The organism is Salininema proteolyticum (genome assembly GCF_042685645.1).
GTDB lineage: Bacteria > Actinomycetota > Actinomycetes > Mycobacteriales > Micromonosporaceae > Salininema > Salininema proteolyticum.
Genome location: NZ_JBHUNX010000001.1, coordinates 3,205,018 through 3,223,104, shown reverse-complemented (window position 1 = coordinate 3,223,104; position 18,087 = coordinate 3,205,018). Strand labels below are relative to the sequence as shown.

Sequence of the window (18,087 nt, the reverse complement as noted above, 5' to 3'; positions counted from 1 at the left end):
AGCTCCCAGCTCCCAGCTCCCAGCTCCCAGCTCCCAGCTCCCAGCTCCCAGCTCCCAGCTCCCAGCTCCCAGCTCCCAGCTTGCGCTTTCGGGTGAACGACACCTGGTCTTCGCCGCGCGCACACTGCAATCGCTGGTGCGCCTGCACTACGACGTCGCCCCGCTATTCGCCGTCGATCCCCGGATCACCGTCTCCTACACTGTCCCCGCAGGACCCGGAGCCTCCAAATACCGGCACCAGGCAGAGCTCTTCGCCCACCGACACCGCCTGCCGCTGGTTCCCTGGAGCGAACTGCCCACCATAGGCGCCGACCTCCTGCTCACCTCCAGCCCTCGCCCCGAGATGCTTTCACTGGGAATTCCGGTCGCCACCTTGCCCCACGGTGCCGGCCACAACCGTTTCCTCCCTGAAACAGAAGGTGTCGCCGGGTTGTCCCGCGACCACCTTCGCACCATTGACGGCACAATTCCCTCCCTCATCTCCCTTCCCGGCAAAGCCGCGCTGGATCGGCTGCGAACCGACGCCCCTGAAGCGGCCGAACGGGCGGTTGTGACCGGAGACCTCTGTTTCGAACGAATTCTCGATTCCCGATCCCTCCGAGACGAATACCGTCGCGCACTCGGAATCACACCCGAACAGGCACTCGTCACCGTCACCTCCACCTGGGGACGCGACTCCCTCATCGGTCGCCACGTGGACCTCGTTTCCCGACTGCACGAGATGATCGACTTGGACTCGACGTCGCTCGCTTACATCCCGCATCCCAATATCGACGGTGCGCACCAGGCAGGGTCGGCGGCACTGGTCCAGCACCACCTGACGAACGGCTTGGTCATGGTTCCTCCGGAGGAAGGATGGAGGGCGCTGCTCATCGCGTCCGACTACGTTCTAGGCGACCACGGTTCCGTCACTTACTATGCTGCGGCGCTGGGGAAGAAAGTCGCCATAGGAGAGTTCGGCTTCGATGAGATGCCTGAGGACGGTCCCTTGGCGGAACTCGGACGATCCCTGCCGCGACTGCCGCTGTCCGAGAACATATTCGACGAGCTGTTTCGAGTACCGGCCGTCGATCCAGAGTCGACCGCCCAGGTTCTGGACCGGGACGTCGATTGCCCGTCGGCGGTGTTCGCCGAATCGGTGTACGACCGGCTGGGCATTCCCGCGCCGCGACTGTCGAAACCGCGCCAACTGCCTCTGCCCGACCTCGAAATCGGTCATGCCCGACCGAAGTCTTGGGCGGTGGATCGTCGTGGTGGCGGGATGGTCCGCAGGCCCCTCTGCGATCCAACGCGGCCTCCCATCACCCATCCGGTGGCGGCCGACGTATCCTGCCTGTCGTCATCGATCAAGGCCGAAGCCACCCTCATTACGCGACTGCATTTGCCGCCGTTGGGCCGCCGATCAGCGAGAACAGAAGCCGAACGAGTCATGTCCGGATACCCCCGGTGTTCTATGACTGCCATGGGAACCGATGAACGGACCGTGCTGGTCACCTTTAGGGACGGCCGTTCGGTCGAGGTCCCTTGGGAAGTGGGAGTCGAAAAGGAACTGGGTAAGATGCTACTGTCCGCCGACTAGACGACCGCTACCGGTCACCGAGACCGCGGGCCTTCCGGGCAGCAGTTTCATAACGTACCTTCAGCGGGCCCTCCGAGCTCCCGGCCAGGCGCTCCCAGGCGCGTACGACCTGAGCCGTCTCGACCATCCCGTCCGCTGCCGCGATCTTCTTCTCCACATTGGCCAAGACTTTCGGCCCGTATCGGTCGTAGTCGAGCAGTGCGTGCTCCACGTCGATGAGCGCCTGGTTTCTGGAGTCGCTCGCTTTTCCGAATAGCCGGAGTGCGGTCTCGAAGCATTCCGCCGCGACATCGTAGTCGCCGTTCGATTGCGCGGCACGAGCTTTGAATCTCCACAACTGGGCTTTGGCCCGGGCGCGGCCGTCTTGTCCCAGCCGGCGCAGTCCTTCCTCCGCGAACTCCCATGCTGCCGAGCCGGCGTCGGCCGCCAGTGAATTACGGGCCAGGAGTTCGTAAGCGGTGCCGGCGAGCCTTTCCCCGCTCTCGGACGTCGGCGAAAGACTCAGGGCCGTCTCCAACTCTCGGCGTGCGTCACCGGTCAAACCGGCGTCGGTCAGACATTTGGCCAGATAAAGGCGCATCTGGATTCCGATGGAGGTATCCGGCAGGTGTTCCGAGGCTGCCAGCGCGATCCGGTAACACTTTATGGACTCGTCGGGCATCACCTGATTCGTGTAGAAAGCCCACAGTGCCTCGGCCAGCGCGCATGCCTCCGGCCACCATTCCTGCTCGACACACATATGAACCATGGAGGACAGCATGGAGCGGTGCCTGACCAGCCAGCTCATAGCCTCGCCGCGGGATTCGAAATTCCGCGGCGGCTTGGTGGTCGGCATGAGCCCCAGCCGGCGCCTATCGCGCATGATCGTCTCGTCCGCCGCCTGGACCTGGGCCGTATAGGATTGCACGCAGTCATGCAACGCGGATTGATGGGGCAGTTCAATGCCCTCAGCCGTCGAATCGGCCAGAAACTCCTGGTTCTCCACCAGTCTGAGGTATCCGACGCTGTCGCGTGCAACAAGGGCGGCTGACTCGAGTTCGTCCAGAGCATCGCGGAGTTGTTCGCCGCTTTGCCAGAACTCCCTGGCGGCTGCCTCTTCGAATATCGGTTCGGGCAGGTAGTGGAGGAGGCGGTACAGCCATTGGGTCGAACCGTCGAGACCATCGGCCAGTTCGCTTCTCAAGTCGGTTTCATCCCGCACGAGCTCTATGAGCCTGTCGTGCGGCGGTTCGGCGAGACTGGGGTTCGCTGCGATCGCCCGCGCCGCCTCTCGCACCGTCCTTGGGCCGGCAACGATGTTCTCGGCCAGGTCCCAGCAGACGGCCTGCGAAAGTCGCCCGTGGGACTTGCTCAAGAGCTCGGCACGTTCATCGGTCGAGAAACGGGGGACTTCTATGACTCGGTACTCGTCCAGAGGCGTGGGGGACCCGATCACTACGAACCCCGCTGTGGGATATCGGGGGTGGAAGTACTCGGCATCGGCGGGCTGCGCCCCCAGCCGCACGATGGGCAGGACTCGTCTCGACTGGACCAAGTCCCGTAGGAATGCCGATTTGCCCATGGGCGAGGACGGGATCAGGTCGGTACTCGCACCCAGCCTTATAAGGGAGAGGAGCATTGCATCGTCGGGGGACTGTTCCCGCAGGTCGACGTAGAAAGTACCGCCTGGGTAACGGAGGTGGACGAGTCCGGCGGCCACCTTGGCGAGGAAGGTGCTTCCGGACTTGCCGTCTCCGGTCAGCGCGACCGCCCGCGGCCATTTTCCGCTCAATTCCGTCGTCAGATCGTCGAGGCCGGTCCGGTGCACCAGATGGGACGGCGATTCGAGGAAGTCTCTGGGCCGGGAATCGACAGAGGTCGTCATGTCTTGACAATACCGGCTTTAGGCCGGCTTGCACTATGCTGGAGGCGAATCTGAAGGAGGCTTTCATGGAACCGATCATTCTGGAGATCGCCGGCGCCGTCGCGGGCCATGCCGGACGGCTGGCCAAGGACCTCGACAAGGAGTCGCTCACACGCCTGGGCCTCCTGGTGAAGGGTCGTCTGGCCCGCCGAGTCGAGGATATGGAGGCCTTGGCGGCGGCAGAACAGGACGAGAACAGGGTCGAAGAACTCGCACACACCATCCGCGCCTATGCCGCAGAGGACGGGGAGTTTCTGCGCGATATGGAGAAGCTGGTGCAGAAGGAGATCAAGATCGATTCTCCCGCTGTCACCATCAACGCCGACAAGGTCAATATCGGGCAGCAGTTCAACGGTCCCGCCGAGTTCAACGGTGAGAACCGGGTCGACTTCGGCTGAGCGGGTTCAGCCCACCGACGAGATCGACGACTCCTCGTCGGCGGACTTCTGCATCTCCCACCCCAGGGTCGCCACCCCCGCGAGGACGGCCCCTACGGCTACGATGATCAGGGCGGCTACGTAGCGGTTCTTGGCCGGGGCCTCGTTCTGCTCGGTGTCCATGGCCCCCAGGATAGTCCGTGGCGGGCTCCGACGCCCGTCCCGCGAGCGGATGTGATCATTCAGCCACCGCCTTGAACGAGTACATCAACGGCATCGACTTCTCGCCCTCCTTGGGCCGGTACAGGCCCTTGCCGTCCGGCTCCACGTTGTCCATGGCCTGGAACAGGGTGAAGTCGTGCTCGTGGAGGAACTCCAGGCGGAGGCCGGTGGCCGCGACCGCGCTGATGACGTCGCCCATGGTGTGCTGGAACTCCACCGTCGTGGTGTTCTCGATCTCGGCGTCGCCGTCGGTGTAGGTGCCGGGCTCGTCCTCCACCATCGCCTCGCCGTCGAAGTAGTCGCGCTCGATCCTGTTCCCCGAGGGCCACAGCGTCCAGGTGACGGGGTGGAACTCGGCGACGTAGAGGAAGCCTCCCTCGGCAACGAACGCGGCGGCAGTCTCGGCCCACTTCTCGATGTCGGGAAGCCAGCAGAGAGCTCCGATGCCGGTGTAGACGATGTCGAAGCGCTCGAAGTCCAGCAGGTCCGGGGCCGAGTAGACGTCGGAGGTGACGAAGCCGGCCTCCTCCTCGGAGAAGCCGATCCTCTTCGCCAGTCCGGCGGCGACCTCGACGGCCTTCGGCGAGAAGTCGACTCCCACCACCGACGCGCCCCGGCGCGCCCACGACAGGGTGTCCAGGCCCATGTGGCACTGGAGGTGCAGGAGGCTCTTCCCCTCCACGTCGCCCACTTCCCCGGTCTCGAAACCGCGGATGGTGTCGCCGCCGGCTACGAAGCCGTCGAGGTCGTAGTAGTCGCTCTCGGCGTGCAGGGGAACGCGGTCGTCCCAGTTCGCCCGGTTCAGGTCCAGCCAGTCGCGTTCACGGAAGTCGCTCATCGGCCGAGACTAGATCCGGGGCATCGCGGGCGCCACTTCTTTTCGGGATGCGGACGCCCGCCGGGACTCGGGCCTAGGATGGAGCCATGAGTCTCTTCTCCTCCGAGGTCTTCACCCTCGCGACCGGGCGCACCGAGCGGGTAGTGGACATCACCGAGCGGTGCCGCCGCTTCCTCTACGACAATGACGCCTACAACGGCTTGTTGAACGTCTTCGTGCCGCACGCGACCATGGGCGTGGCCGTCCTGGAGACCGGCGCCGGATCCGACGACGACCTGCTGGCGGCCCTGGGGGCCATCCTGCCCAAAGACGACCGGTGGATACACCGCCACGGGTCACCGGGCCACGGCCGGGACCACGTCCTGCCCGCGTTCATAGCCCCGCACGCGACGCTGCCGGTTCTGGACGGCGGCCTGGAGCTGGGAACCTGGCAGTCGGTCACCATTGTTGACACCAATGTGGATAATCCGGATCGGCAGGTGCGCCTGAGTTACCTGGGCTGATTAGCACACGTGTATGTAGACGATCAGGACGCGTAACTTCCGGACCCGGGAATAATTCGATACATTTTGTGATTGTCGATCGCATATGACGGCGGACCTCTGCCCCCTATCCCCGGATTCGATATGGACTACCCTGAACTCACCACATACCAGGCGCAACTCCTCCTCGCTCTGGCGCTGCTCGACCTCGAGGTCGCCAAGAACGCGGACATGGAGCAGGCCTTCAAACTGGTCAAGCACAAGGCGAAGGAACGCGCCCGCCTCAGCGAGCTCGACCTGATCGAAGTGGAGGGCGGTCGGCACAACCCTCCCTACCGGTACCGGCTCACCGCGGAAGGCCGCACCGTGGCCGATGCGATCGTCAACGGGGACATAGTTCTTGAGGACACCGTCATCAGCGGACGCCTCTGGAGGGCGGCCGCTGCCCAGTACGCGGAATACGAGACGACGCGTTTGACCCACATCGTCGCCACCAACCGCGCCGCCCGTGCCAGAAACGCCCTCGAACCCGTCGAGGAGGAACTGTTCGCCGCCTGGCAGGCGTTGGCACGGGAGAGCGACAAGCCCGTGCTCCTCGCCGATCTGCGAGACGCGGTGTCCGACATGGACTCCACCGATTTCGACGCGGCCTGCGCCTCGCTGGCCGGCAAGGACCGGGTCCGTCTGGTGGCCGAGCAGAACCCCCGTCTGCTGGGCGAAAGGGAGTCCGACGCGGCGATCAGGTTCGGCGGGAAGTGGAGGCACTACATGTGGAGTGATCGGTGATGAGCGACCCGGTTCTCAAGGCCTTCGAGAGGATCCAGGGCGACAATGTGGTCGCACCGCACGAGATCTGGCAGGGCCACGAACGCGTCCACGTCGAAGGCATCAACGACCACGCCTATCAGAACATCATCGGAGAAGTCGACCGAATGGCCGACCGCGACAGCCGCGTCCCGGTGGGGATCCCCGTCGTCGGAGGACCGGGAAGCGGCAAGACGCACCTTCTGGGCCGCGTCTGCTCGGCCGTGAGGGAGCGCAACGGGTACTTCTTCCGCATCGACCTCTTCCACCAGGAGAGTTTCTGGAACAACGTGCTGTCCGGGTTCTGCGACGGGCTCCGGGCACGGTACGAGGGCCAGACCCAGTTGACCTACTTCCTGGAGACGCTGGGAAGAGTCATGAAGGCCCCCTACGAGGTCCGATCCGCCGTGATCTGGGACGAGAGGCCCGGGCAGGAGTCGATCTCCGGGTTCCTGAAAGCCCTCTCCGATTACGACGAGGACCTCTACCGGTCGGCCAACCAGACCCTGCGGGCGCTCATCCTCTTCAACGCCAAGGACGAGCACCAGATGCAGGCCGGAGAGGACTACCTCAAGGCGGCCGCGCCGCTGGACCCCGACGGGGAGTACGGGCCGCCCAGCAGGGCGGTGCCCCAGCCGGCCCAGTTGGTCGAACAGCTCACCAGCCTCCTCGCCCTCACCGGGCCCCTGGTGGTCGCGGGAGACCAGCTGGACGACTTCGTCAAGGACTTCAGCATCGCCGACCTCGACAAACTGGAGAGCTACGAGCGCAAGAACCTGGGCGACATCGCCAACGGCGTCATGGGCCTGCGCCAGAGCGTCCGCCGCACGGTCATCGTCATAGCCTGCATCGAGAGCGCCTGGCAGGCGCTCAAGGAGTGCGCCTCGGAGACCGCCCGCGACCGCTTCGGGCAACCCGTCCCGCTGAGGGCGCTGGGGTCGAAGGACACGGCCATGCGGCTGGTGGCCCAGCACCTGGCCGGGCCATTCGGCGAGGTGGCGTTCGTGCCGCCCTATCTCACCTACCCCTTCACCGAGGCCTTCTTCGCCGACGCCGAGACGCACAGCCCCCGCGGGCTCCTCAACGCCGTCGACCGCCACATCCGCGACTGCCTCGAACGGGGCGAGATCACCGAGCTGGACCGGCTCGACGACCTCGACGAACCGGTTCCGGTGGACGACCGGCCCTCAGACCCGCTCGAACGGCTCGACGACGCCTACGACAAGTTCATCCAGGGCGCCGACATCGGCAACATGTTCACCAGCTCGGCCGAGGACGTGCAGATGCCCGCCATCCTCCGCGACCTCTGCGACCTGTGGATCGCCGAGCAGGGGGTCGACCACTGGGAGCCCGGCGCGGCCCTGCAGGGAAGCAACTTCTACCACATGTACCTTCAGCACCAACGGCACGGCGAACCCGCCGACCAGCGGTGGAACTTCAAAGCGGCGTCCAACAACCACGCTCGGTCCCAGCACTCGCGCATCTCCAAACTCGTCGAGTTCATGAAGAGGGACACGGCGGTCCCGGGGGAGAAGTCGATCCTCCTGGTGGCGCCTGGCTGGGGGAACTGGCCCTCGGCGAAGGCCACCATGCGGGCGATAGAGGAGTACGAGGAGTTGGGCGGCCGAGTGGTGGAGGCGGACGAAGCCGAACTCCGCCAGTACCGGGCCCTCCGCCGTCTGAAACAGGACGCGGCGGACAACGAGCACTTCCCGTCCTGGCTGGCCTCCCGCCGCCCGGTCAGCCGCACCAAGGCATTCGCCCTCGTGACCGCCTCGCTTCCCGCCGAACCGGCCACGGCGCGGCGCAGCAGGGAGAAGGGGTCCGCGCCCGTCGAGCCAGAGGAGGACCACACAGCCGCCCCCGATTCTCTCCCTTTGGGCAGGACTGACGGACAGAACCCCTACGAGATCCCGCTAGAGGAGCTCTGCCGCCACACAGCCGTCTTCGCGGCATCCGGGTCGGGAAAGACCGTCCTGCTCAAGCGCATGATCGAGGAGTGCGCCCTCCAGGGCATCTCGGCGATCGTCCTGGACCCGAACAATGACATGTCCCAACTGGGGGACCCCTGGCGCGAGACGCCCCCGCAATGGACCAGAGCTGACGCGGCCAAGGCCCGGATGTTCCATGAAGAGGTCGACATAGCGGTCTGGACGCCCGGGAGGACCTCCGGACGCCCCCTGACGTTCCAGCCCATGCCGGACTTCTCCGCCGTCCTCGACGACCCCGACGAGTTCGCGCAATCGGTGGACGTGGCGCTGTCGGCCCTCGCCCCGCGGGCGCACATACGCAACTCGACCCGTCGCGACGCCCAGCAGCGAGCCGTCCTCAAGGAATGCCTGCAGCATTTCGGGCGAACGGGCGGAGGCCCGCTGGAGAGCTTCATCGACCTGTTGGAGGACGGGGGAAGCGAACTCAGCAGCATGCCGGACGCCGACCGGATCGCGCCGGACATCGCCGGGGCGCTGAGAGCGGCCGCCATCAACGACGACCTATTCTCAGGCGCCGGCACCCCGCTCGACCCCGGCGTCCTCCTCACCCCCGCCGGCGGAGAACGGGCGCGGATCTCGATCCTCAACCTGTCTGGCCTGGTGGGCGAGGAACAGCGGCACACGTTCGTCCACCAGCTCCAGACCGCCCTGTTCGGATGGATCAAAGAGAACCCGGCGCCGACGTCCGTGCCCCGGGGCCTGCTGGTCATGGACGAGGCACAGACCATCGCCCCCGCCAAGGGCACCACGGGAAGCCTGCAGTCGACGCTCTCCCTCGCCTCTCAGGCCAGGAAGTACGGCCTCGGGCTCCTCTTCGCCACCCAGGCGCCGGCCTCCATCCACAACGGGGTCGTCGGCAACTGCGCCACCCAGTTCTACGGCAGGCTGCAGGCCGCCCCGCAGATCGCACGGGCCAAGGAGATCATCGGCGCGCGGGACAACAGGAACATCGACCTCAGCGGCCTGAGCAAAGGCGAGTACTACGCCCTGGCCGAAGGACGCCCGACGGAACTGGTGCGCACGCCCATGACGCTCTGCCAGCACGGTCCGAGCGCTCCGACGGCGGAGCAAGTGGTGGCCAAGGCGCGCCGGATCGCAGAAGCGGAGAAGTGAGTTGATCCACCCAGTCCTGCAATCGCATTTCGACGAGTTTCGCTATCACAACTCCGTGCCCGAGAACCTGGGAGAGGCGGAGGCGTTCGAGGCCTTCTCCTTCTACTGCTACATGCAGAACTTCCACGAGGGCACGTGGGATCCGCTCACCCAGCGAACCGGTGGCGGCAACGACATGGGCATCGACTCCTATGCGATCATCCTGAACGGCTCCATCGTCCAGAGCCTCGACGAGATCCACGAGGAGATCGAGCGGAACAGGCAGTTCCGCGTCGTGGTGGTCCTGCTCCAGTCGAAGCGGGAGAAGAGCTTCAGCGGCAACGCCATCGGCGGCCTGGCCCGGAACATGGGGCGGGTCTTCGACCTCGACAGGGACCTGGATCCGCAAGAGGCCTCCGATGAGATAAGGACCCTGCAGAACGCACTGCGCCTCCTGCTCAGTCGCCCCGAACTCCTCGCCGGACACCGGCCCAAGGTGTACGTGGGCTATGCCTGCTGCGGCTCCGAGATCAAAGCGCCGCACCGGTACGCCTCCGACGACATAGCGGCCGCCATACGCCGGAACGGGGACTTCGAGGCGAAGGCGGACCTCTTGGGCGCAAGGGACCTGAGAGGGCTCTACGAACGTTCCCTGAAGAGCAGCCGAATCGCCTTCGACGTGGACCGCGACAAGCTCGTGGAAATGCCCGACACTCCGGGCATCGACGGCAATTCCTACATCGGCCTGGTCGACGCGCGCGCCTTCGTGCGGCAGGTCCTCACCGACGAGACGGGCGGAATCCGCGAAAGCCTCTTCCATGAGAACGTCCGAGAGTTCTACGGCTACGCGAACAACCCCGTCAACAGGGCCATCCGCGAATCCCTGCAGAGCCCGGAGGGCCGGGCGCGCTTCCACACCGTGAACAACGGCCTCACCGTCATCGCCCGCGAGGCGGAACGGTACAACAACCGCCTCAGCCTCAAAGACTGCCAGGTCGTCAACGGCTCCCAGACCAGCCACGTGCTCTTCGACCAGAGGGACCGCCTGGACGAGACGGTGCAGTGCCGCGTCGCCGTCATCGCCTCCACGGACAACTCCGTCATCGACGCCGTCATCGCCGGCACCAACCTCCAGACGAAGGTGGACCCGGAGTTCTTCGCCGCCCGCGCCGACCAGCACAGCCACATCGAACAGTACTTCCTGTCGATACCCGAGGACCGGCGCCTGTACTACGAGCGCCGGGAACGCCAGTACTCGCAGAATCCCGAGATACCGCGGCTCCGGGTGGTCAACACCCAGACGCTGCTGAAATACTTCGCCGCCGTCTTCCTCGAAGAGCCGGAGCTCAGCGTCGACCTCCGTCTGCTCCGGGAAAGGGCCCACGCGAAGGCCTTCGACGAGAAGCACCATCCGGCCCTCTACTACTCCGCCGCCAGCGTCGCCTACCGGTTCGAAGGCCTGTTCCGCAACGGGTCGTTCGGAAAAGAGGTGAAACCCGCCAAGTACCTGCTCGCGGCGGGCTTCAAACGAGCACTCATCGGCGGACGGATACCGGAGGGCAAGAAGGGGAACGCCCCCGTCGTACTCAAGACCCTGAACGACGCGGCCTGGGACGAGGCCGAATCGATGGCCGTCTTCGAAAACGTCGTGCGGGCCCTGGCGAGAGCGGTTCCGATCGACGATGACGGAGCCGAGCTGCGGAAGAAGGTCAGAGACCCGGACTTCACCGGCAGGTTCCTCCGGTCGATCACCGCCGGAGCCTCCTGACGCGGCACTCCCACTTCGGCTTCGCCCCCGTCCACTCCGCCACCCCGCGCAAGGCCTCGCGCAGCGGCTCGCGATCGCTCCAGGCCCACTCCGCGGCCTCCACCGACAACCGCCCGTCCCGGCGCCGCAACGCCAGGCGCCCCGGAATCTCGGACCCGACGACCACGGGCATGCACCAGTAACCGAACGTCCGCTTCTTCTGCGGAACATAAATCTCGATGCGCCAGTCATGACCCCACAGTCGCTCCAGCCGGCCCCGGTGCCACACCAGGGTGTCGAACATGGACAGGGCCGTCGGCGAGGCGTCGACTTCGGGCACATCGGTGAGGCCGGGATCCCGGTAGGCGGCCTTGTCCCAGGACTCCACCGCGACCCGAGGCACCTCCATCCGCTCCAGCGAGGCCCTCACCCGGGCCTGCTTGATCCGGAAGTAATCGGCGACGTCATCGACGGTGGCCACCCCGAGATTCGCCAACGCGACCGAGACCAGCCGGTCCACGCACTCGTCATCCGAGGCATCGCGGAAAAGCCCGGCGGGGACGGCGTCGGCCGCGGACCGGTACACCCGCCGGAAACCATCCCTCTCGACACAGGTCACCTCGCCGATATTGAGCAGATAGTCCAACGCCCTCTTATGATCCGACCGGGGATCCCACCCCGTCGAACCCGGAGCCCGCCGGTGCGTCGCACCCTCCGGCAAATGGCCCGCGTCGATCGAACCGTGCTCCCCGAGCAGAACCCGCAGATCCCGCACGGCCGACTCACCGCCCGGAACCTCGCGCTCCAACGCCCGATACGACCGCCTCCGGAAGGCGAAATACGGCCACAGCTCGATATCGATCAAGGACAGCGCATGCGCCCAGTACTCGAAAGCCACCGGCCTCGACCGCGCGATCAGCGAGTTCTCCACCTCCGACACCGGCACACCCCGAGCGAGAAGACTCGACTCATGGGCACGGCGGACCGCCGAAATGGTGTCCAACTGAATGCACCCCGCCGCACGCAGAACGGACTCGTAACTGCCCGCACCGCCCAGACGCTGACGCGAAACCGCCACGGCACGCGCCTCCGACAGCGAAAAATGATCCACAGCGAACTCCTCATCGATCCAAGAGGGCAACACACCCCCCGTGCTTCGGCGGACCACCCTGACGGCCCGCACCGCACTCCGGTCAGGCCGACAACCCTAATACCAGGGTCCGACACCGCCCGGACGGACCGGAACACCAACGGGCGGACGGCCTTAGAATGGTCCAGTGGCAACAAATCACGAAATGTGGAACGGCCGATACCGCCGCAGACGCGCCATAGGATCCGGAGGCATGGGAACCGTCTTCCTCGCCGAGGACACCCGCCTAGGCCGCGACGTGGCCGTCAAAACCGTCAAATCAGACCACCTGGAAGCATCGCAACGAGACACCGTGGTCGCCCGATTCCGCCGCGAAGCCCGCACCGCCGCGGCCACCGAACACCCCAACCTCCCCGTCGTCTACGACGCCGGCCTCGACGACGAAGACGACCTGTACCTCGTCATGGAGCACATCAAAGGCGTCAGCCTGGACGGCCCCGTCGACGAAGGCGAACCACTGCCCGCCGTCGACGTCATGGCCATAGGCATGCAAGCCGCCGCCGCCCTCGACGCCCTCCACTCCCACGGCATAGTCCACCGCGACGTCAAACCCGCCAACCTCCTCCTCAACGAGAAGGGAACGGTCAAAGTCGTCGACTTCGGCATAGCCACCGACACCGAAGGGCGAACCACCCGCCTCACCCGCACCGGATTCGAACCCGGCACCCCCGAATACCAAGCCCCCGAACTACTCCACGGCCAACGCCCCGAACCCCGCAGCGACCTCTACGCCCTCGGAGCGGTCCTCTACGAACTCGCCACCGGAGCCCCGCTGTTCGCCGAAGCGCCCTCCCTCTACGAAGTACAGCGGGCCCACTCCGAAACCAGCCCCCGCCGCCTCGACCACCCCGGCCTCAACGCCCTCATCGCCAACGGCCTCCTGCGAAAGAGCCCCTCCGACCGACCCGCCACCGCCCGCGACGTCTACCTCCGCTTCAGAGACCTCTTCACCGCCACCGACCCCGCACCGGAGACCGAACGCCTCTACGGCAACCCCACCCTCCCGCTCCTCATACCCTCCACACCGCCCACCGCCGTACCCATGGCACCCCGGATACTCGCCCGAAACGACGGCGACAGAAGCGCAGCCGCCGACAAGGCCTACCGAGAAGGCGACTACCGGAAAGCACTCGCCGAATACCGCAACCTCGCCGAAGAACTCGAGGACACCGACCCGCCCGCCGCCTTCACCGCCAGAGTCCGATCCGTCGAGAGCCTCCACCGCCTCGGCCAGGCCGCGGTCGCCCTCCAAGCACTCGAAAGCCTTGTGTCCCAACGACGATCACAGGCACCCGCCGACGAGTCGGTCCTCCGGGCTATGCTGCTCTACGGACGATACCTCCACTCCGCCGGCCGCACCTCCGAAGCCCGCCGCTGGCACGAGGCCACGGCCGCCGAAGCGGAAACACTCCTCGGCCCCGGCCACCCCGTCACCGTCGAGGCGAGAAACGCGCTCGCCGTCCCCTTACCGGCGGGGACACCGCAAGACGCCCACCCTCCGAAAGCCCGCCAATGAATGCGCCTTCCGCCCACCGCCCGCCCATCGGCCTGAACATCGCCTCATGGGCATGGGTGCTCTCGATCGTGCCCTTCCTGGGCCTGGCCACACCGCTGATCTTCCTCATAGGCGCGGTGCGGCGGCCCACCTGGCCCATGTGGCTCTCTGTCGCCGGACACGCCACGGCCTGGACCATCGCCATGGCACACGTCGATCCCGACAAAGTCGACTCCACCGAACTCGGAGCGCTCGTCATCATCCTGGTCGAATGGCTTGGCGCCCTGGTGCAGGCCGTCATCATGCGCCGATACATCTGGTACCCCCCGGCGGACCGGCGCCGAGATCCCGCGGCGCTCCGAACGCACCCGGTCGACGCGGCACCCGCCTGGCCCGCCGACGTGAACACTGACGCGGGGCGTGCCGGACAGGCCGCGTACGCGATGCCGGCCGGTCCTCCCGGGCCGTACGGAACGGGAAGCGGCGCAACCCCGGCGAACCCGTCGAACCCCGTGAAACGCGGAAGCCCCCCGGCGCCGGTGGAAACGGCGGCGCAGGAGGCTCGCACTGGACCCGGAAACCCGGTCCCCGGCGACCCGAACGCCCCGACGGGCGCCCTGGTGCCGGACGGGGCGGCGCTGCTCAGGCAGGAAGAAGAGCAGCGCCGCCAGGCTCGTGAAATGGTCGACCGCGATCCCCTGCTGGCCAAACGGTTCGCGATCGGAAGACCGGACGTTCCGGGGCGCCGGTTCCCCGACGGAGGCCTCGTCGACATCAACCACGTCCCGCTCGAGGTCCTCTGCGGGCTGCTGGGCCTCGACCAGTCCGCCGCCGAGGACATCCGGCGCCGAGTGGCGAGGAAAGGCGCGTTCAAGAACCTCGGAGAGCTGGCCCTGGAGATTCCCGTGCCGCCCGACGACCTCGGACGGCTCGGCGAGTACGCCGTCTTCCTCCCCTGACCCCCGGCTCCGTGCCGGAGACCGGCCGTGGCGAGGATGGCACCCGTCCCCCGATTCCGGGGCGTCCGCTTCGGCAGGTCCCGGCCTTCGGCGCGGCGTTCCGCGTCCCTGTTCAGTTGTGGAGTAGCGCGCCGCCCCGGCTCACCGGCATCGCGGACGTCCTGCCGCCATGCGGGGAGGCCGGCGCGCGCGGCTCACCGGCATCGGCGCTCCGGCTAGGCGGTGACTTCCACGACGCGCAGCTCGGCGGAGTCCATGGCATCGAAGTCGTCCTCGAGGACGAGGGTGAAGAGCTTCTCCGTGACGGACTGGCCGGCCTGCAGGTCGGAGGCGTAGAAGTAGTCCTCGGCGATGCGGTTGCCGTCGGCGTCTGCGGCCTCCACCGTGACCGTGTACGACTCGGTCTCCTCGGAGACGTTGGTGAAGGTGACCTCGACGGACGGCTCCTGGAAGCCGTACTCGTCCTCCTCGACGGTGAATTCGCCGAACTCGACGGTCAACTCGTTCTCGAGGATGTCCTCCGTCGCGCTTCCGTCCATGCGGTTGACCGTGTCGTCGATTTCGTCATTGACCTCGTCGACGGCGTCGTTGAACGCCTGGGTGTAGATGTAGCCGGAGACGAAGACGCTGGCCGCCGCCAGGATGCTGAGCACGATACCGGTAATGGCCATTCCCTTGCCGGTCCGCCTGCCCTTGAGCGCCCCGGCGAGTCCGACGGCGCCGAGGACGAGGCCGATGACGGCCAGGACCAGCCCTATGTAGTTGAGGAGCGGGATCCAGGCCAGGGCGAGGCCCACAATGCCCAGAACGAGGCTGGTAACGGCCATGCCACCGCCGCCCTGAGGCTGAACGGGGGTCGGAGCGGGCTGGTACGGGGACTGAGTTGCCATGGTAATTCCTTCTGAAAACTTTTCACTGTTGAAAATCATGTGAACTGACTTCACAACACTAAGCTGACGTGTAAGATGTTTTCAAGAGGTTTTTGATCACAATTCGATCACGACTGGAAGGGGAGTCATGGCGGTCGTCACCCTGGGGGACATAGCAAGGCTGGCCGAGGTGAATGCCAGTGCGGTCAGCAACTGGAAGAGCAGGGATCCCGGATTTCCCCGCCCGGTCGACGCCGAGGGGAGGTACTTCGACCTGGGGCAGGTCGAGCAGTGGGCCGCGTCAGAGGGGCGCGCCTTCCTCGTCTCACCGGCCGACCGGGTCTGGTTCGGTCTGGCCGAGCGCTTTCCCACGGCGGACGAGGCCCTCGGGTACGCGGCTTCGCAGCTGGTGATGCCCGAGCCGGACGACGACGTGATCGCCGACCTGGTCGTGTCCGAGGATCGGTCGGTGGTCCTGGAGGGCTTCGCGGTCCGCGCGGGAGCGGCACCGGAGTCCGACTTCGCCGACCGGGTGCGGTCGCTGCTGGCGATGTCCCTGGCCATCCGCGACGAGCCGGGCGCTTCGGGCGAGCGCGACGGAGTGACGGGCAGCGGGACGGGAGCACTCCCGGGCGGCGGTGGAGCGCCTGGACGACCCGGTGCGGGCGCCGAAGGCGGCCCGGGCGGTGAAAGGGCCGGGAGGGAAGGCGACGGCGCCGAACCGCTGTCGGCCTACGACCCGGCGGCGGCGAGGGGAGACCTCCTCCTCGCGTGCGCCGAGCAGCCCGGGGTCGGCTCCGTCACGGGAACCGAGCCGGACCCGTCGAAGGCCGCGACGGCCCACGCCAGGCTGGCACTCCTCCACCCCGGGGTGCGGGAGTCGGTGACGACAGAGGAGGCCCTGGTGGGGCCGCCGCCGTCCGACCCGTTCGACCTGGTCGTCTGCGACGCCTACTCGGCGGCGCGCGCCCAGGTGACCGTTCCCCCCTCGGCCTCCGACGCCCGAGGGGTCTACGGGCGCCCGCCGAAGACCGAGCCCGAGATGTCCTGGCTGGTCCACTGTGCAACCGTGGCGAAGCGGGGCGGCCTGGTCCTCGTGCGGATGCCCAACGCGGCGTCGCACAGAAGGTCGGGGCGGCGCATCCGGGCCGAACTGATCAGGCAGGGCGCTCTGAGGGCCGTCGTCTCGAATCCGGACGGGCGGACCCAGACCTGGGTCCTGCGGCCCCAGGCGCCCTCGAACGGCCAGGTCGTCCTGTCGGACGGCGACCTGGGGGAGGGCGTGCCCGTTTCGGCGATCGAGCTGCTCGACGAGGCCGTCGACGTCACTCCCGACCTGTACCTGTCCCGGGACGCCGGCGGCCCCGCCGACGTGGTCGCCGAGCTCGGGGGGTTGGAGGGGCGTCTGCGGGAGGCCGCCGAGTCGGTGCCCCATTGGCGGGTCACGGAGGGGCAGACCCACCCCGGCGTCTCGCTGGAGACTCTGGAGAAGGACGGGGCGGTGTCCATCTCCCAGGAGACGGAGGGCCGGGGCATCGCCCTGGAACCGCGGAGCCTGAGGATCTTGTCCCTCGGGACGCTCGAACCGCAGTCGACGCCGGTGTGGCTCATCACGGTCACCGGGGGATGGGACGCGGACTGGATCGCCGCGTGCCTGCACCACCACCGCCCGGGCACGAGCGGGACTTCGGAGGGGAAGAGGCGGATCCTGGGGGGTGAAGGTGCCGCGCCTGTCGTACGACGAGCAGCGGTACCGCGGGGCCGCGTTCCGCGAGGTGTGGGAGTTGCGCAAGCGGTTGGCCGCGCTGTCGCGGGAGTGCGCGGCGCTGGCGGACGGGACCGCGGCGATGGTCCAGAACTGCAGCGTGGAATGGGAGTGAGTAGCCGTTCGAGGGGCGTGCGGGGTCGGTTCGCACGTGCGGGCGGCGCGAGAGAGATCAGGTCCGCATCACCGTGCCCGTCGGGGTCGACCCGCACGTGCGGCGGTGCCCGGGGCACAGCGGCGATCGGGGCTCGGCGCCGGTCCTGATCGCCTCGGCCGGACGGGAGCGGGACCCCGGGTTCCCCTTCGGCCGGGGCCGGGTGTAGGAGGCCGGAAAGGGGCCGGCCGCAGCCCTCGGCCCGGCCGCCGCGTCGGTGAGCTTTGTCTCCGCAAGGGACACGAACAGGTGAGCCGGGCGGGACCAGGCCCCTTATCAGGGGTAATCTGTATTACTGCAGGGGCCCCCGAGTTGCGGGGTCTTGCCTGCACAAGGCATACTATTCAGGTTGCGTCGTGATCTCGCCGCCCGGGGGAACCCGGATCGGCTTCTCATGACGCGCCTTCAAACGGCTCTCAGAAAACAGACATCTCTTTCTCACGACGTTTGTCCTGTGGGGGGTCGGTTTGGTCGTCTGGTCTCTCGACCAGGCTGTTTAGAACTGACTATTGGTTCTTAGTCGCTGATTCGAACAGTGCCGCTAGGGCGCTTCGTCCCTGTCCGCCGGGCTGGTCCCGTGACGGGGAAGCGCTGCGCCCGGACCTGTTCTTCTTTGGCGACACACCCGACCGCGTGTAGCGGTCCCACCTGTTGTTTTAC

14 protein-coding genes are annotated in these 18,087 nt (G+C 66.9%); 9 read left to right on the top strand and 5 right to left on the bottom strand.

Annotated features, from left to right (window positions below; genetic code table 11):
• Positions 1 to 136: 136 nt before the first annotated feature.
• Positions 137 to 1,579 (top strand): hypothetical protein, encoded by a 1,443-nt coding sequence (locus tag ACFTE1_RS14950; RefSeq protein ID WP_380620948.1) that lies wholly within the window; start codon positions 137 to 139, stop codon positions 1,577 to 1,579.
• Positions 1,580 to 1,586: 7 nt separating this feature from the next.
• Here ACFTE1_RS14950 and ACFTE1_RS14945 read toward each other — a convergent pair whose 3' ends face one another.
• Positions 1,587 to 3,443, bottom strand: coding sequence for a hypothetical protein (locus ACFTE1_RS14945; RefSeq protein WP_380620946.1), 1,857 nt, complete (start codon positions 3,441 to 3,443; stop codon positions 1,587 to 1,589).
• A gap of 65 nt (positions 3,444 to 3,508) precedes the next feature.
• Here ACFTE1_RS14945 and ACFTE1_RS14940 point away from each other — a divergent pair, with 65 nt between their 5' ends.
• On the top strand, positions 3,509 to 3,880 hold the full coding sequence (locus ACFTE1_RS14940) for a hypothetical protein (protein WP_380620944.1): 372 nt from the start codon (positions 3,509 to 3,511) through the stop codon (positions 3,878 to 3,880).
• A gap of 6 nt (positions 3,881 to 3,886) precedes the next feature.
• On the opposite strand, the gene ACFTE1_RS14935 is transcribed toward ACFTE1_RS14940, so the two are convergent.
• Positions 3,887 to 4,042 carry a hypothetical protein gene (locus tag ACFTE1_RS14935; RefSeq protein WP_380620942.1) on the bottom strand — a complete coding sequence of 52 codons (156 nt, stop codon included), beginning with the start codon at positions 4,040 to 4,042 and terminating at the stop codon, positions 3,887 to 3,889.
• Positions 4,043 to 4,097: 55 nt separating this feature from the next.
• A complete protein-coding gene (locus ACFTE1_RS14930; RefSeq protein ID WP_380620940.1) occupies positions 4,098 to 4,919 on the bottom strand; it encodes a class I SAM-dependent methyltransferase in 822 nt (273 codons plus the stop codon).
• An 86-nt stretch (positions 4,920 to 5,005) separates the two neighbouring features.
• On the opposite strand from ACFTE1_RS14930, the gene ACFTE1_RS14925 reads away from it, so the two are divergent.
• The 4 genes from ACFTE1_RS14925 to ACFTE1_RS14910 all read left to right on the top strand — a co-directional run bounded on the left by ACFTE1_RS14925 (position 5,006) and on the right by ACFTE1_RS14910 (position 11,056).
• Entirely contained in the window at positions 5,006 to 5,422 is a 417-nt protein-coding gene (locus tag ACFTE1_RS14925) for a YjbQ family protein (RefSeq protein WP_380620938.1), read from the top strand.
• A 123-nt stretch (positions 5,423 to 5,545) separates the two neighbouring features.
• On the top strand, positions 5,546 to 6,187 hold the full coding sequence (locus tag ACFTE1_RS14920) for a hypothetical protein (RefSeq protein WP_380620936.1): 642 nt from the start codon (positions 5,546 to 5,548) through the stop codon (positions 6,185 to 6,187).
• Positions 6,187 to 9,309, top strand: a complete 3,123-nt coding sequence (locus ACFTE1_RS14915; protein WP_380620934.1) for an ATP-binding protein — start codon at positions 6,187 to 6,189, stop codon at positions 9,307 to 9,309. Before ACFTE1_RS14920 ends, ACFTE1_RS14915 begins: the two co-directional genes overlap by 1 nt.
• Positions 9,310 to 9,364: 55 nt before the next feature.
• Positions 9,365 to 11,056, top strand: coding sequence for an AIPR family protein (locus ACFTE1_RS14910; RefSeq protein ID WP_380620932.1), 1,692 nt, complete (start codon positions 9,365 to 9,367; stop codon positions 11,054 to 11,056).
• On the opposite strand, the gene ACFTE1_RS14905 is transcribed toward ACFTE1_RS14910, so the two are convergent.
• Positions 11,037 to 12,218, bottom strand: coding sequence for a DNA glycosylase AlkZ-like family protein (locus tag ACFTE1_RS14905; RefSeq protein WP_380620930.1), 1,182 nt, complete (start codon positions 12,216 to 12,218; stop codon positions 11,037 to 11,039). The two genes, ACFTE1_RS14910 and ACFTE1_RS14905, sit on opposite strands and share 20 nt — an antisense overlap.
• Positions 12,219 to 12,330: 112 nt before the next feature.
• On the opposite strand from ACFTE1_RS14905, the gene ACFTE1_RS14900 reads away from it, so the two are divergent.
• Complete coding sequence (locus tag ACFTE1_RS14900; protein ID WP_380621693.1) at positions 12,331 to 13,701, top strand: serine/threonine-protein kinase; 1,371 nt, start codon at positions 12,331 to 12,333, stop codon at positions 13,699 to 13,701.
• On the top strand, positions 13,698 to 14,639 hold the full coding sequence (locus ACFTE1_RS14895) for a hypothetical protein (protein ID WP_380620928.1): 942 nt from the start codon (positions 13,698 to 13,700) through the stop codon (positions 14,637 to 14,639). The genes ACFTE1_RS14900 and ACFTE1_RS14895 overlap by 4 nt, the downstream gene beginning before the upstream one ends.
• A 215-nt stretch (positions 14,640 to 14,854) precedes the next feature.
• Here ACFTE1_RS14895 and ACFTE1_RS14890 read toward each other — a convergent pair whose 3' ends face one another.
• Entirely contained in the window at positions 14,855 to 15,529 is a 675-nt protein-coding gene (locus ACFTE1_RS14890) for an FxLYD domain-containing protein (protein ID WP_380620926.1), read from the bottom strand.
• 127 nt (positions 15,530 to 15,656) lie between these two features.
• On the opposite strand from ACFTE1_RS14890, the gene ACFTE1_RS14885 reads away from it, so the two are divergent.
• The gene (locus tag ACFTE1_RS14885) at positions 15,657 to 17,537 is read left to right on the top strand and encodes a hypothetical protein (protein ID WP_380762765.1); all 1,881 of its coding nucleotides are present in this window, start codon (positions 15,657 to 15,659) and stop codon (positions 17,535 to 17,537) included.
• Positions 17,538 to 18,087: the final 550 nt, after the last annotated feature.